This window comes from Pseudomonas baltica (assembly GCF_031880315.1).
GTDB lineage: Bacteria > Pseudomonadota > Gammaproteobacteria > Pseudomonadales > Pseudomonadaceae > Aquipseudomonas.
On sequence record NZ_CP134771.1, the window covers coordinates 1,133,869 to 1,147,525 of the forward strand.

The 13,657-nt window shown below is 61.0% G+C and carries 13 protein-coding genes; 3 read left to right on the forward strand and 10 right to left on the reverse strand.

All coding sequences use genetic code 11. From position 1 onward, the window contains the following. Positions 1 to 179 precede the first annotated feature (179 nt). A complete protein-coding gene (locus REH34_RS05110; protein ID WP_226506618.1) occupies positions 180 to 980 on the forward strand; it encodes a glycosyltransferase in 801 nt (266 codons plus the stop codon). Positions 981 to 1,046: 66 nt separating this feature from the next. Here REH34_RS05110 and REH34_RS05115 read toward each other — a convergent pair whose 3' ends face one another. The 4 genes from REH34_RS05115 to REH34_RS05130 all read right to left on the reverse strand — a co-directional run bounded on the left by REH34_RS05115 (position 1,047) and on the right by REH34_RS05130 (position 4,013). Next, entirely contained in the window at positions 1,047 to 1,865 is an 819-nt protein-coding gene (locus REH34_RS05115; protein WP_311970975.1) for an OmpA family protein, read from the reverse strand. Further along, positions 1,862 to 2,215 carry a DUF4398 domain-containing protein gene (locus REH34_RS05120; protein WP_311970976.1) on the reverse strand — a complete coding sequence of 118 codons (354 nt, stop codon included), beginning with the start codon at positions 2,213 to 2,215 and terminating at the stop codon, positions 1,862 to 1,864. Before REH34_RS05120 ends, REH34_RS05115 begins: the two co-directional genes overlap by 4 nt. Positions 2,216 to 2,317: 102 nt before the next feature. Next, positions 2,318 to 3,262, reverse strand: a complete 945-nt coding sequence (locus REH34_RS05125; RefSeq protein ID WP_226506621.1) for an electron transfer flavoprotein subunit alpha/FixB family protein — start codon at positions 3,260 to 3,262, stop codon at positions 2,318 to 2,320. Position 3,263: 1 nt separating this feature from the next. Beyond that, complete coding sequence (locus REH34_RS05130; protein WP_311970977.1) at positions 3,264 to 4,013, reverse strand: electron transfer flavoprotein subunit beta/FixA family protein; 750 nt, start codon at positions 4,011 to 4,013, stop codon at positions 3,264 to 3,266. 538 nt (positions 4,014 to 4,551) lie between these two features. On the opposite strand from REH34_RS05130, the gene REH34_RS05135 reads away from it, so the two are divergent. Beyond that, the gene (locus REH34_RS05135) at positions 4,552 to 6,207 is read left to right on the forward strand and encodes an electron transfer flavoprotein-ubiquinone oxidoreductase (RefSeq protein ID WP_226506623.1); all 1,656 of its coding nucleotides are present in this window, start codon (positions 4,552 to 4,554) and stop codon (positions 6,205 to 6,207) included. A gap of 49 nt (positions 6,208 to 6,256) precedes the next feature. Here the strand turns inward: REH34_RS05135 and REH34_RS05140 are convergent, their stop codons facing one another. Continuing rightward, positions 6,257 to 7,150 carry an AraC family transcriptional regulator gene (locus tag REH34_RS05140; protein ID WP_311970978.1) on the reverse strand — a complete coding sequence of 298 codons (894 nt, stop codon included), beginning with the start codon at positions 7,148 to 7,150 and terminating at the stop codon, positions 6,257 to 6,259. A gap of 174 nt (positions 7,151 to 7,324) precedes the next feature. Between REH34_RS05140 and REH34_RS05145 the strand changes: the two genes are divergently transcribed. After that, positions 7,325 to 8,377: an NAD(P)-dependent alcohol dehydrogenase gene (locus REH34_RS05145; RefSeq protein WP_226506625.1), complete on the forward strand. Its 1,053-nt coding sequence runs from the start codon at positions 7,325 to 7,327 to the stop codon at positions 8,375 to 8,377. 111 nt (positions 8,378 to 8,488) lie between these two features. Here REH34_RS05145 and REH34_RS05150 read toward each other — a convergent pair whose 3' ends face one another. From REH34_RS05150 to REH34_RS05170, 5 genes are all read right to left on the reverse strand, one after another. Beyond that, complete coding sequence (locus tag REH34_RS05150) at positions 8,489 to 9,286, reverse strand: IclR family transcriptional regulator (protein ID WP_311970979.1); 798 nt, start codon at positions 9,284 to 9,286, stop codon at positions 8,489 to 8,491. Between the two features lie 72 nt (positions 9,287 to 9,358). Further along, on the reverse strand, positions 9,359 to 10,702 hold the full coding sequence (locus tag REH34_RS05155; RefSeq protein WP_311970980.1) for an MFS transporter: 1,344 nt from the start codon (positions 10,700 to 10,702) through the stop codon (positions 9,359 to 9,361). Between the two features lie 115 nt (positions 10,703 to 10,817). Next, positions 10,818 to 11,966: a galactonate dehydratase gene (gene dgoD / locus REH34_RS05160; RefSeq protein ID WP_311970981.1), complete on the reverse strand. Its 1,149-nt coding sequence runs from the start codon at positions 11,964 to 11,966 to the stop codon at positions 10,818 to 10,820. Between the two features lie 38 nt (positions 11,967 to 12,004). Next, positions 12,005 to 12,652 (reverse strand): 2-dehydro-3-deoxy-6-phosphogalactonate aldolase, encoded by a 648-nt coding sequence (locus tag REH34_RS05165; RefSeq protein ID WP_311970982.1) that lies wholly within the window; start codon positions 12,650 to 12,652, stop codon positions 12,005 to 12,007. After that, entirely contained in the window at positions 12,645 to 13,652 is a 1,008-nt protein-coding gene (locus REH34_RS05170) for a 2-dehydro-3-deoxygalactonokinase (protein WP_311970983.1), read from the reverse strand. Before REH34_RS05170 ends, REH34_RS05165 begins: the two co-directional genes overlap by 8 nt. Positions 13,653 to 13,657 lie beyond the last annotated feature (5 nt).

The window sequence follows — 13,657 nt, forward strand, 5'->3', positions numbered from 1 at the left end:
AACCCGATATTCCTGCATGCACACCTGACATCTTTGATATCGAATCAGTTTTGTCGACACGCTCCAACGCTTCAGAGAAGTATGTCAAAGCCACGGAGCCCGAACGGGTAGCGGCGAGCGATGTGAATATGGAGTTATCTTTGCAATAACACTGTAATACAGCCGTTACAGGGCGCCCTATGAATACCTATGTGCAACCGTCATCATCTAAAGCGACGTTCAGCATTGCACTTGTAAACTACAAAACATGCGAAATGACTAAAACCTGCCTGGAGCTTCTGCAAAAGCATCTGGTCAATACAAATGTTCCCGTATGGGTGGTGGATAACAACTCGGCGGATGAAAGCACCGCCTACCTGCGCAGTCTGCCGTGGATCAATCTGATCGAGCGCGTACAGCCTGAAGGAGAGCTAGGGCACATCGCACATGGCAAGGCCTTGGACATGATCCTGGAGCGCATCGACACCGACTATATTCTGCTGATGCACACCGACACCTTCATTTTCGATGATCAGGTGTTCAAGCTGATGCTTGATCTCTGCACCCAGGACCCGAAGGTCGCGGCGGTTGGCTGCGTCGAGCAGCTGGATCGCGGCCTGCTGCGCACCTCTTGGCGCTTCTGTTCTCGTTATTGCAAACACCATTATCGGCGAATGCTGCAGGCGCTGGGTGTTCCAGGGCGAATCCCCAAGCCATGGAAGGAAATACATCTGAAAAGTTTTTGCACGTTATGGAACAGCAAGGCAATCAAACAACATGGCCTGCATTTCTGCATGGACGAACAAGTTCCGGGCTATACCCTACAAGATCGAATGACAGCTTCAGGCTATTCCATAGCGGAAATTTCGGCCCGGCGACTATTCAAGTATCTCGATCATATTCAATCAGGTACGGTCGCAGCCTGCGGCGGTTACGGCAAGGGCCATCGCCGCAATCGCATGTACGAACGCGCGATCACCCGATTGAACAAGGCGATTTAAAATTTATATAAAAAACAGCGGCGCTGCCAGATATTCAATCCAGCAGCGCCATTGTCGATGCAGCACTTATCGCGCTTCCCCGAGCACTCCCTGATTATCGGAGAATACAACTTCGACCCGTCGGTTCAACGCCCTTCCCCGCTCCGACGCATTGGCCTCGACAGGATATTGATCGCCATACCCCTGGACCTCGATGCGTTTTTCATCGATGCCCAAGTCCACCAGCATGTCCGCCACCGCCTGCGCGCGATCTCGGGACAGACTAAGATTGAAGCTCTTTTCCCCGGTGTTGTCGGTATAGCCCTCGATACGAATGGTACGTTTCAAGTTGGCCTGCAGGTACTGCACCAGCTTCAAGAGGGTGCGGTTGGCAGAGGGCTGCAGTTCAGCCTCACCGCTATCGAACAGTACGTCGCCGAGGGTCAATACCACGCCGCGATCGGCATCGGTGGTGGTCAGGCTCATGATCTGGTCTTCGACCCACTGATCCTGCTGACGCACACTGGCCAACCGCGATTCACGCAACGCCGATTGCAGACGCTGACGATCCAGCTCGAGCTTGGCCAAACGCTCCTGATTCAACTCCAGTACCGTATGCAGGCGAGCAATCTCGCTGTAGCGCTCGCTCAGGTAAGCATAGTGCGCCACATCACTGCCTGACCCCCAGTACGCGGACAGGCGCTGGGCGCGCTTGAGTGAGTCTTCGGCACGGGCAACATCCTTCGGCGCCAGACGCTGCGCATTGGCATCGGCCTGTATGGCCTGATAGCGGTCACCGGCTTGCTGCAAAGCGCCCTCGGGCGAGGAAGATACCGCACAACCAGACAGGGCCAACAGGCAGGCAGTCATCATCGGCGCAGCCATCTGCAAAGACTTCAAAATCATTTCCCCTCCTGCAACTGCTTGCGCAGGCGGTCGATACGGACATTGCTGGCCGCTAGTTGATCCTGGCTCTTTTGCGTCAGCACTTTGGCTTCGGCGACGCGAGCATCGAGCTCGGCTTGTTCCGCTTGCAGACGCGCAGCCTTGAACGCCCCGTCGGCCATATCACTGCGCGCCTGAGTCATTTTCTCGAGCGCAAGCTTGAACTCGGCAGTATCCTCGGTGGCGCCGACCGCTCGGGCCTGGTCCAGCGCCTGATCAGCCAGGCGCATTTGCTCGACGGGCGCCGGAGCACTGGCGCAGCCGCCCAGCGCAAGGGCGCCAAGCAGCAGGTAAAACGGGTGAACTCTCACAAAAACTTCCTTTGAGCGAAAACCAAAAAAGCCCGGCCACTCGGGCTGCCCCCTACAGGACAGCCCGCAATGACCGGGCTCTTTATAAGTGAAGCCGCTGGATTAAACCAGCTTCTCCAACTCGGGTACTGCCTCGAACAGATCCGCTACCAGGCCATAATCGGCGACCTGGAAGATCGGCGCTTCTTCGTCCTTGTTGATCGCGACGATCACTTTGGAGTCCTTCATACCCGCCAGGTGCTGGATCGCGCCGGAGATACCGACGGCGATGTACAGCTGTGGCGCGACGATCTTGCCGGTCTGACCGACCTGCATGTCGTTGGGCACGAAGCCGGCATCGACGGCAGCGCGGGAAGCACCGACGGCAGCGCCGAGCTTGTCGGCCAGGCTGTAGAGGTGCTTGAAGTTGTCGCCGTTCTGCATGCCGCGGCCGCCAGAAACCACGATGCTCGCTGCTGTCAGCTCGGGACGATCGGACTTGGCCAGCTCTTCACCGACAAAGGAGGATTTGCCCGCATCGTGTGCAGCGCCGACCGACTCCAAGGCAGCCGACCCCCCTTCAGCGGCCACGGCGTCGAAGCCGGTGGCGCGGACGGTGATAACCTTGATGGCCGCGCTCGATTGCACGGTGGCAATGGCGTTACCGGCATAGATCGGACGCTTGAAGGTGTCGGGCGATTCAACCGAAACGATCTCGGAGATCTGGTCGACGTCCAGCTGAGCAGCGACGCGCGGCAAGATGTTCTTGCCGTTGGCGGTCGCGGCGGCCAGCACGTGGCTGTAGCCGGAAGCCAGTTCGACGATCAGCGGCGCGACGTTTTCCGGCAACTGGTGGGCGTAGACGGCGTTGTCCGCAACCAGCACCTTGCTCACGCCGGCGATTTTTGCAGCGGCTTCGGCCACAGCAGCGACGCCGGTGCCGGCGACCAGCACGTGGATGTCGCCACCGATCTTCTGCGCGGCGGCTACGGTGTTCAGAGTCGAAGGAGCGACGCCGGTATGGGCCTGACCTTCAGTTACGTAATCAGCGATTACCAGGATGGTCATGTCAGATCACCTTCGCTTCGTTTTTGAGTTTCTCGACCAGCTCGGCCACCGACTTGACCTTGATACCCGCGCTGCGTACGGCAGGCGCTTCGACCTTGAGGGTCTTCACGGTGGAGGCAACGGATACACCCAGAGCCTCTGGCGTGTACGTCTCCAGGGGCTTCTTCTTGGCCTTCATGATGTTGGGCAAGGAAGCGTAGCGTGGCTCGTTGAGGCGCAGGTCGGTGGTGACGATCGCCGGCAGGTTCAGGGCAACGGTCTGCAGACCATCGTCCACTTCACGAGTGACGTTGACCTTGTCACCGTTGATTTCGACCTTGGACGCGAAGGTGCCTTGGGCATAACCGCTGAGTGCGGCAAGCATCTGGCCCGTCTGGTTGTTGTCGCTGTCGATCGACTGCTTGCCGAGGATGACCAGTTGTGGCTGCTCCTTGTCGACGACGGCCTTCAGCAGCTTGGCGACGCCCAGGGAGGTGAGCTCTTCGGCGTGCTCGATCAGGATGGCACGGTCGGCACCCAGCGCGAGCGCGGTGCGCAATTGCTCCTGGGCAGTGGCCGGGCCAACGGTGACCACGACGATTTCGCTGGCCACGCCTTTCTCTTTCAAGCGCACCGCTTCTTCAACGGCGATTTCGCAGAAAGGGTTCATCGACATCTTGACGTTCGCAAGATCGACGCCGGAGTTGTCCGCTTTGACGCGGACCTTGACGTTATAGTCGACCACTCGTTTGACAGCTACAAGAACCTTCATGGATTCCTCGTTACTCTCCGGTGTAGGGAAATCGCCCGGGGCAGTGCCGGGCGAGTGTTCATAGGCACAAGGCACCTTTAAAACGTTGGCAGCCAATACGAATTCAGCTTTTTGCTCACCCTTTCGATGACAAGCGGCGAAAAGCCGCGAGTCACTGGCTGTCGCGGTGTGTAAACTTCACTACACACGGCGCAGCTGGCCTGCGTGGGCGGCAACCGCGTGGCGAGGCCTGGTTTTTAGAGAAGCCCTGATGCACAACGTTCACCTGCGGGCAAACGTAAACCGTCCGTATCTTGACCGCATCGCACCATAGGGTCAACCAGCGAAACCGGCCAGTCACGCCTGCCGCACCCCGATTATCCGGGGGATGGATAAATTCAAACAAACGTTTGTATTGGACCTCCCCGGTGGTGTAGATATAATGCGCAACCTGGAAAGCCTGCTGTGTAGTCCATCATTACCCGCGCTACAGCGGAGGTTGATGACAGCTAGCCCCCTCTAATTAGAAAAACCGATGAGCCTTGAACAGGAGATATCCGTGGAACGCGAATTTATGGAGTTCGACGTGGTCGTCGTCGGCGCTGGCCCGTCCGGCCTGTCTGCCGCCTGCCGCCTGAAGCAGCGAGCCAACGAGGCCGGCCAGGAGCTGAGCGTCTGTGTGGTCGAAAAAGGCTCTGAGGTCGGTGCCCATATCCTCTCCGGCGCGGTGTTCGAGCCCCGCGCGCTCAATGAGCTGTTCCCGGACTGGAAGGAACTCGGCGCGCCGCTCAATACTCCGGTAAAACGCGACGATATCTACGTACTGCGCGATGCCAAGGGCTCCATCAAGGTCCCTGACCTGTTCGTGCCCAAGACCATGCACAACCACGGCAACTACATCATCTCCCTGGGCAATCTGTGCCGCTGGCTGGCCCAGCAAGCCGAGAATCTGGGCGTAGAGATCTACCCTGGCTTCGCCGCTCAGGAAGCGCTGATAGACGAAAACGGCGTGGTACGCGGGATCATCACTGGCGACCTCGGCGTCGACCGTGAAGGCCATCCCAAGGAAGGCCTCTACACCCCAGGCATGGAGCTGCGCGGCAAGTACACGCTGTTCGCCGAGGGCTGCCGCGGTCACATCGGCAAGCAGCTGATCGCCCGCTACCAGCTCGACAGCGAGTCCGACGTGCAGCATTACGGCATCGGCCTCAAGGAAATCTGGGAAGTCGACCCAGCCAGGCACGAGCAAGGCCTGGTAGTGCATACCGCCGGATGGCCGCTGGACAACGCCAACCAAGGCGGCTCGTTCCTCTATCACCTGGAGAACAACCAGGTGGTGGTCGGGCTGATCGTCGATCTGTCTTACAGCAATCCATACCTGTCGCCGTTCGACGAATTCCAGCGCTACAAGCATCACCCGGTGATTGCCCAATATCTGGAAGGCGGCAAGCGCATCAGTTACGGCGCCCGGGCGCTGGCCAAGGGCGGGCTCAATTCGCTGCCGAAGATGGTCTTCAAGGGCGGCGCACTGATCGGTTGCGACCTGGGCACCATGAACGGTGCCAAGATCAAGGGCAGCCATACCGCGATGAAGTCCGGCATGCTCGCCGCCGAAGCGGTGGCCGATGCGCTGCTGGCCGGGGGTGAAGGCGGTGATGTTCTGACCGCGTACGTCGAGGGCTTCAAGGCCAGCTGGCTGCATGAAGAGCTGTTTGCGAGCCGCAACTTCGGCCCAGCGATGCACAAGTACGGCACCGTGGTCGGCGCGGCATTCAACTACATCGACCAGAACTGGTTCGGCGGCAAGCTGCCTTTCACCTTGCACGATACCAAGCCGGATTATGCCTGCCTCAAGCTCGCCGCCGATTCGCAGAAAATCGCCTACCCCAAGCCCGATGGCAAGCTCAGCTTCGACAAGCTCAGCTCGGTATTCCTCTCCAGCACCAACCACGAAGAGGAACAACCCTGCCACCTCAAGCTCAAGGACCCGAGCATCCCCATCGGCACCAACCTGCCGCTGTACGACGAGCCCGCGCAGCGCTACTGCCCGGCCGGTGTGTACGAGGTGATCACTCAGGAAGACGGCGAGAAGCGCTTCCAGATCAACGCCCAGAACTGCGTGCACTGCAAGACCTGTGACATCAAGGACCCTTCGCAGAACATCACCTGGGTCGCCCCGGAAGGCGCTGGCGGGCCGACCTACCCGAACATGTAACTCCTGCTGTTCAAAAAGCCCTCGCAGCGTCGATGCTGCGGGGGCTTTTTCATGACAGCTGCACCGTTTCCTGGCCCGGATTACGCTCGAAATAGCGCTTGTACTCGCGGCTGAACTGCGAGGTGCTTTGGTACCCGACTCGATGCGCTACCTGCGCCACCCCGAGCCCCTCGGCCGCCAGCAACTGCTGCGCCTTGAGCAAGCGCAGGCGCTTGAGATATTGCAGTGGCGACAGATGCGTGGTGCGCTTGAAGTGCTCGTGAAAGGTCGACGGGCTCATATTGGCAAAACTCGCCAGCGTGGCCACGTCGAGGTTGTCGCTGAAATGCTGGTGCAGATAATTTAACGAAGCGGCCACTCGTGCCATTTGACCCTGTTGCTGCACCAACGCCCGCAACACCCCGCCCTGGCTGCCGCGCAACGCTGCGAACAGTACCTCGCGCAGCCGCGCCGGCCCCATGATCCGCGATTCGAGAGGGTCCTGCAGGCAACGCAGCAAGCGCTCCACGGCCTCGCGCATAGGGGCGTCAAGGACCGCCGAAACCATCGATGCCGGTGTTTGCGCCTGGGCACTCGGGGCGCCCTCTTCACCCATCTCCAGCACCAGCTCGGCGAGCATGGTCCGATCAAAGCGGATATACACCCCCAGCAGGGGTTGCTCCTGACTGGCAAACGTCTCGTACTCGAAGGGCACCGGCAGTGCCTGCACCAGGTAGTGCCCGGCGCCATATTCCAGGGTGCGCCCTTCGAGGTAGGCAATCTTGCTGCCCTGGGCGATGACGATCAGGCTCGGCTCGTAGATCTGCGGACACCGCGCGACCTGGCCATAGGCGCACACCAGCCGCACATCGGGCAGCAACGTAGCGATAAAACCGGAACAGGTGGCCAACGGCCGGATCAACGACACCAGCGTGGCGTTGGCATTGAGGTGACGGGTCAACATAAAGGGCGGCTTACCAGAGGATCAGACATGCCCATGATCGCAGATTTCAGCAAAGTACCAGGCTGAATCGTTTGACTTTCGGAGGAATGGACAAGGGTGCCGGAGGAATCGCCATGGCTCTGCCCCTCGCGCAAAGGGACAATGGGCGGCTAACTCTGCTGCATAGGTATCACCATGTTCACTGCAATCGGCTACGCCGCTCAAACCGCTACCAGCCCACTGGCGCCCATGAACTTCCAGCGTCGTGCACTGCGCGCCGATGATGTCTCGATCGAGATCCTCTACTGCGGCGTTTGCCACTCCGATATCCACCAGGCCCGCAACGAGTGGGGCATCGCCATGTACCCATTGATGCCCGGCCACGAAATCGTTGGCAAAGTCACCGCCGTCGGCGCCAGCGTCAGCGGCTACAAAGTCGGCGACACCGTCGGCGTCGGCTGCATGGTCGACTCCTGCGCCCATTGCGAAGCTTGCAAGGCGGACCTTGAGCAATACTGCTCCGAAGGCCCGACCATGACCTACGCCACCCCGGACCGCGTCGACGGCACCACCACCATGGGCGGCTACTCGAACGCTATCGTGGTAAGCGAACGCTTCGTCGTGCGCATCCCGGCCAAGCTCGACCTGGCCAGCGCCGCGCCGATCCTGTGCGCCGGCATCACCACTTATTCGCCGCTCAAGCACTACGGCGTCAAGGCCGGTGACAAAGTCGGCATCCTCGGCATGGGCGGCCTGGGCCACATGGGCATCAAGTTCGCCAAAGCCATGGGCGCTGAAGTCACCCTGTTCACGCGCTCCGCAGCCAAGGCCGAAGAAGCACGTCGCCAGGGCGCCGATCACGTCATCGTCTCCACCGACGCGGCGCAGATGGCGGCCGCTGCCGAACGCTTCGACTTCCTGCTCGACACCATTCCGGTACAGCACGACCTCAACCCCTACCTGGATACCTTGCGCTTCGACGGCGTGCACATCCTCGTGGGCCTGATCGAGCCGATCGACCCTGCAGTGCATGCAGGCAAGCTGGTGATGAAGCGCCGCGTGCTGGCTGGCTCGTTGATCGGCGGCATCGCCGAGACTCAGGAAGTGCTGGATTTCTGCGCCGAGCACGGCATCACCTGCGATATCGAAATGCTCGATATCCGCCAGATCAACGAAGCATTCGAGCGCATGATCCAGGGGGATGTGAAGTATCGTTTCGTGATCGATATGGCGACGCTGAAGGGTTAAGACTGCAACCCACATGTAGCGAGGGGGTACGCCCCCGATTGCAGTTTTACCATCACCCTCGTGGTATCTGGCAAACCGCTCTCGGGGCGAGCCCCGCTCGCTACAGTTGAATCAGCCGCCCAACTCGGCACTGATACTGCGCGCCGCCTTTTGCACGAGCGGCGTCAACTCGCGCATCTTCTCCAGCGGCATATAGGGCACCGTGCCTGCCACACTGATGGCCGCGATGATCTGCCCACCGACCTCGCGAATCGGCGCGGCGACGCAGCGAATCGACGGTTCGTTGTCTTCCAGATCGAAGGCATAACCCCCTGCCACATAAGTCTGCATCCTTTCCAGCACCTGCGCCCAGGTCTGCTCGACATGATTGGGCCGGCCACTGTGCACCGCCCCCATGGGTAGGCTGCTCAGGTACAAGCGCTGCCATTCCTGCTCGGTACTGTCGAGCAACAACGCCTTGCCGATCCCGGTGCGTGCCAGTGGCATGCGATGACCAACCCGTGAGCGCATTTCCGGCCCATTGCGACCAGGATTCTTGTGCAGATACAGCACTTCATCGCCATCGCGAACCGCCAGGTGCACGGTATCGCCGGTCAGTTGCGACAACTCGTCCAGATACCCGGTCGCCAACGCCACCAATGGCACTTCCTCGCGTGCCTGATAACCCAGCTCGATCAGCCGTGGCCCCAGCAGATAGCCCACTTGCGGCAACACCCGCAGGTAACGCTCCTCCACCAGGCAACTGGCCAGCCGGTGCGTGGTACTGCGTGTGGTGCCGATCTGCTGGGCGATCGCCTTCAGATCGCGTGCACCTGCCGCCACCGCCTGCACCACTGCGAGGCCGCGCAACAGGGTTTGGGTCCCGGTCGGCGGTGTGTCTTTGCCAAGTCTGGATGCATCATCCTGCATGAAAACGCCTTGTCTGATCCGATGAAAAAGCCCGCTCATTATGGGCATCCAGCCCCCGCAGCACCAGCTGGATCAAGGATGCGGCTCAGGTTCGCCTTCGAGCACGATCCGTTCGACCTTGCCCACCAGGAGGATGTACGACAGCGCCCCCACCAAGGCCGTCACGGCAATATAGGTAATGGCCGGCGCAAAGGAATCGCCCGTGGCCAGGAAACCGATGACGATGGGCGTGCTGATCGCCGACAGATTGCCGATGAAGTTGAACATACCCCCGGTCAGCCCCAGCAGACGCGCTGGTGCCAGGGTCGAGACCAGCGACCAGGTGATCGATGCCAGGCCGTTGCCGAAGAATGCCAGCGCCAGGCAGGCAATCACCAGCGGCGTGGAATCGACGAAATTGGCCCCGATAATGGCCGTCGAAATCAGCAGGCCGCCAATGATCGGCAGCTTGCGCGCCAGACCGATGCTGGCGCCGCGACGGATCAACCAATCGGAGAAGAATCCTGAGCAGAGCACGCCGACAAAGGCGGCGAGAAACGGCACGGACGCCAGCAAGCCGGACTTGATGAAGTCCATGCCCCGGTATTTCACCAAGTAGGTGGGAAACCACGTCAGGAAAAACCACAGCGTCGAGTTGAGGCAATACTGGCCCAGGTAAATGCCCCACAATTTGCGCTGCGACAGCACAATGCCCAAGTCACGCCAGCTGAATGCAGCCTTGGTCCGCGCCGCTTTGGCTTGCATGTCCACCAGCCCGCCACCGTCCTGGATCAGCGCTACCTCGGCGTCGTTGACGCCACGAAAATCCCGCGGCTCGCGGTACAGGCAGTACCACACCCCGGCCCAGACCACGCCCAGTACGCCAGTGCTGACGAACACCATGTGCCAGCCGAAGGTCTGCTGCAGCCAGGCCAGCACAGGGGTCAGGAACGCCAGCCCGACGAATTGCCCGGAGGTGTAGAAACCAATGGCCGTCGCGCGCTCGCGCTCAGGAAACCAGGTGGTGACCACGCGGCTGTTGATCGGATAAGCCGGGGCTTCCAGCGCCCCGACCGCCAGGCGCAGTACGAACAGCGCGACGAAGCTACCTGCAAAACCGAGCATCACCGTGGCCAAAGACCACAACGCCAGCGCCAGGCTGTAGAGGATCCGTGGCGGCACCCGATCCACCAGCCAGCCCCCGGGGATCTGCATGGCTGCGTAGGTCCAGCCGAAGGCCGAAAACACCAGGCCCACGTGAACTGGATCGATGCCCAGCTCACGGGTGAGCGCGGGGGCGGCGATGGACAGATTGCTGCGGTCCAGGTAGTTGATCACCACGGTAATGAACAGCAGCACCATGATGAAAAAGCGCTTGCGACTGGGCGTAGCCAACGTCGCCGCCGAGGCCGAAGCGGCCAGGGTTCGAGTCTGCATCGCACATACCTCTTGTTGTCTTTGTTGGAGGTGGATGTGTTTTACCGCGACCATGGTGTTGCCTGCACCGGCCTCTTCGCCGGCTCAGACACAACCATTGATGTGATACGGCGTTTTACCACTCGGCAAAACTGCCATCAGCATGACGCCAGATCGGGTTGCGCCAGCGGTGGCCGATGGCGGCGCGCTCCTTCACGTATTCCTCATTGATCTCGATGCCCAGACCCGGGCCGTTGGGAATCTTCACCATGCCATTGTCGTAATCGAACACCTCGGGATGCGTCACGTAATCGAGCAGGTCGTTGCTTTCGTTGTAGTGGATGCCCAGGCTCTGCTCCTGGATGAAGGCGTTGTAGCAGACCGCATCGAGCTGCAGGCAGGCGGCCAACGCGATCGGCCCCAATGGACAATGCAAGGCCAGCGCGACGTCGTAGGCTTCGGCCATGTTGGCGATCTTGCGGGTTTCGGTGATGCCGCCGGCATGAGAAGCATCTGGCTGGATGATATCGACGTAACCCTCGCTCAATACGCGCTTGAAGTCCCAGCGGGAAAACAACCGCTCGCCCAGAGCAATCGGAGTGTTGGTCAGCGGAGCCAATTCCTTGAGCGCCTCGTAGTTCTCGCTGAGCACCGGCTCCTCGATGAACATCAGCTTGTAGGGGTCGAGCTCCTTCATCAGCACCTTGGCCATGGGCTTGTGCACGCGACCATGAAAGTCGACGCCGATGCCCACATTCGGCCCCACTGCGTCGCGCACGGCCGCGACGTTGGCCAGGGCCAGGTCGACCTTGTCGAAGGTGTCGAGAAACTGCAGTTCTTCGGTGCCATTCATCTTCACCGCCGTGAAGCCCCGACCTACCGCTTCTTTTGCCGCGCGGGCGGTGTCGGCCGGGCGATCGCCACCAATCCAGGAATACACGCGAATGCGATCGCGCACCTGCCCGCCCAGCAGATCGCTGACCGACACGCCCAGGGCTTTGCCCTTGATATCCCACAGGGCCTGGTCGATACCTGCCAGGGCGCTCATGTGAATGGCGCCGCCGCGGTAGAAGCCGCCGCGATAGAGCACGGTCCAGATGTCTTCGATATTGCGTGGGTCCTTGCCGACCAGGTAATCGGACAACTCGTCGACGGCGGCCGCCACGGTGTGCGCACGCCCCTCGACCACAGGCTCGCCCCAGCCGCTGACGCCTTCGTCGGTCTCGACCTTGAGGAACAGCCAGCGCGGAGGAACGATATAGGTGGTGAGCTTGGTGATTTTCATCGTTTATTTCTCTTGTCGATGTTCGAATTAGGGGTATTTCAGTGGTGCAGGGCGTTCCAGGCGGCCACGTAGGCCTGGGCCCGCTCGCCAACTTCGGCGACACTCATGCCCGGCTTGTACAGCCCGGAGCCCAGGCCGAAGCCTGCGACACCGGCGGCTACAAACGCACCCATGTTGTCCGGGGTGATGCCGCCCACCGGCACCAGCCGCGTACCCTTGGGCAGCACTGCCAGCAACGCCTTGACCACCGCTGGCGTCAGCGCCTCGGCCGGGAACAACTTGAGCACATCGGCGCCGGCTGCCAGCGCCGCAAAGGCTTCGGTGGGGGTTGCCACGCCGGGCGCCAGATACAGGCCTTGAGCCTTGGCGGCCTGCAACACGGCAGGATCGCTATGGGGCATGACGATCAACTGCCCCCCTGCTGCCTTGACCTCGGCCACCTGGACCGGGCTCAGCACGGTGCCGGCACCGATCAGGCAATCGGCAGGCAAGTGCTCACGCAGCAGGCTGATGCTTTGCAACGGCTGCGGCGAATTGAGCGGTACCTCGATGATGCGCAGCCCGGCGCTGTACAGCACCTTGCCCATGGCTACGGCCTCGCTGGGTTGCAGACCACGCAGAATGGCGATCAAACCGTTGCTGGCCAGGGCTTGAGCCAGGAGATCGCGCGTATGAATGTCAGGCATGTCGAAGATCCTTGAACGAAGAAGTTACCAGCCCGGCCGCGCAGGCCAGGCTCCATAAACCGCGCTCGGTGGCTTGCGGCGCCTGGCTCACGGCACTGAAGCCGACATCGGCCAAGGCCCGCTGGTAGCGCTGGCACAAGGCATCGCTGCCAATCAGCACCACCTCGGGCAATTGCGCACCTGCGGATTGACGACGCTGGGCCTGGGCCACAGCGCGCAGCTCGTGGCCGATCATCAAACCGGACAGGTAATCGCCCTGCTCGGCGCCCGACAGCTGCCCGGTAAGGCCCAGCGTGCGGGCACTGAACAGATTCGAGAGGACACCGAGATCACCGGCGTCCGACAGCGCCACCTGGACGCCGCAATCGAATGCCTGCAGGTCGAAGTGCTCGCTGCGCTGTTGGGTGCGACCGAGGATCGAGTGAGCACACAGCAGCCCATAGACCTCACCGGTCATGAAGGTATCGAAGTGCTCGATGCGACCCTCGATCACCTGCACCCATTTCGAATGGGTGCCAGGCAGGCCGATGAGCAAGGGCGCATCGAGGCGCTCGGCAGGCAGATCCTCGAGTACCCCGAGCACTTGAGTTTCTTCACCGCGCATGACGTTGGGCAACCGCGACCGCTGGATCACCCCGGGCACCAGATGGACATCGACGCCGCGCCGGCTGCGCAGCCGCTGTAACTGGCTACCGAGTCCGGATACCTGGGTGGGCGTCGGGCAGTAAGGGACTTCCTGCCAGCCTTGGGCACTGCCGACCATGCCACAGGCGATCACGGCAATGCCTGGTTGGGCATCGAGCCAATCGCCACAGGCTTCGTCGAAGGCCAGTTCAAAACGGTCTTCACACAGCTGACCGTGGATGATACGAGGCATATCGGGCAGCGCCATGATCCCGTAGGACAGGCCGCGCTGGTCGAGCACCGCACCGGCCGCGCCAAGTTTGTAAGCTCGCAAGGAAGTCGTTCCCCAATCGAGCGCGATCAATTGCGCCTGCATCGCTT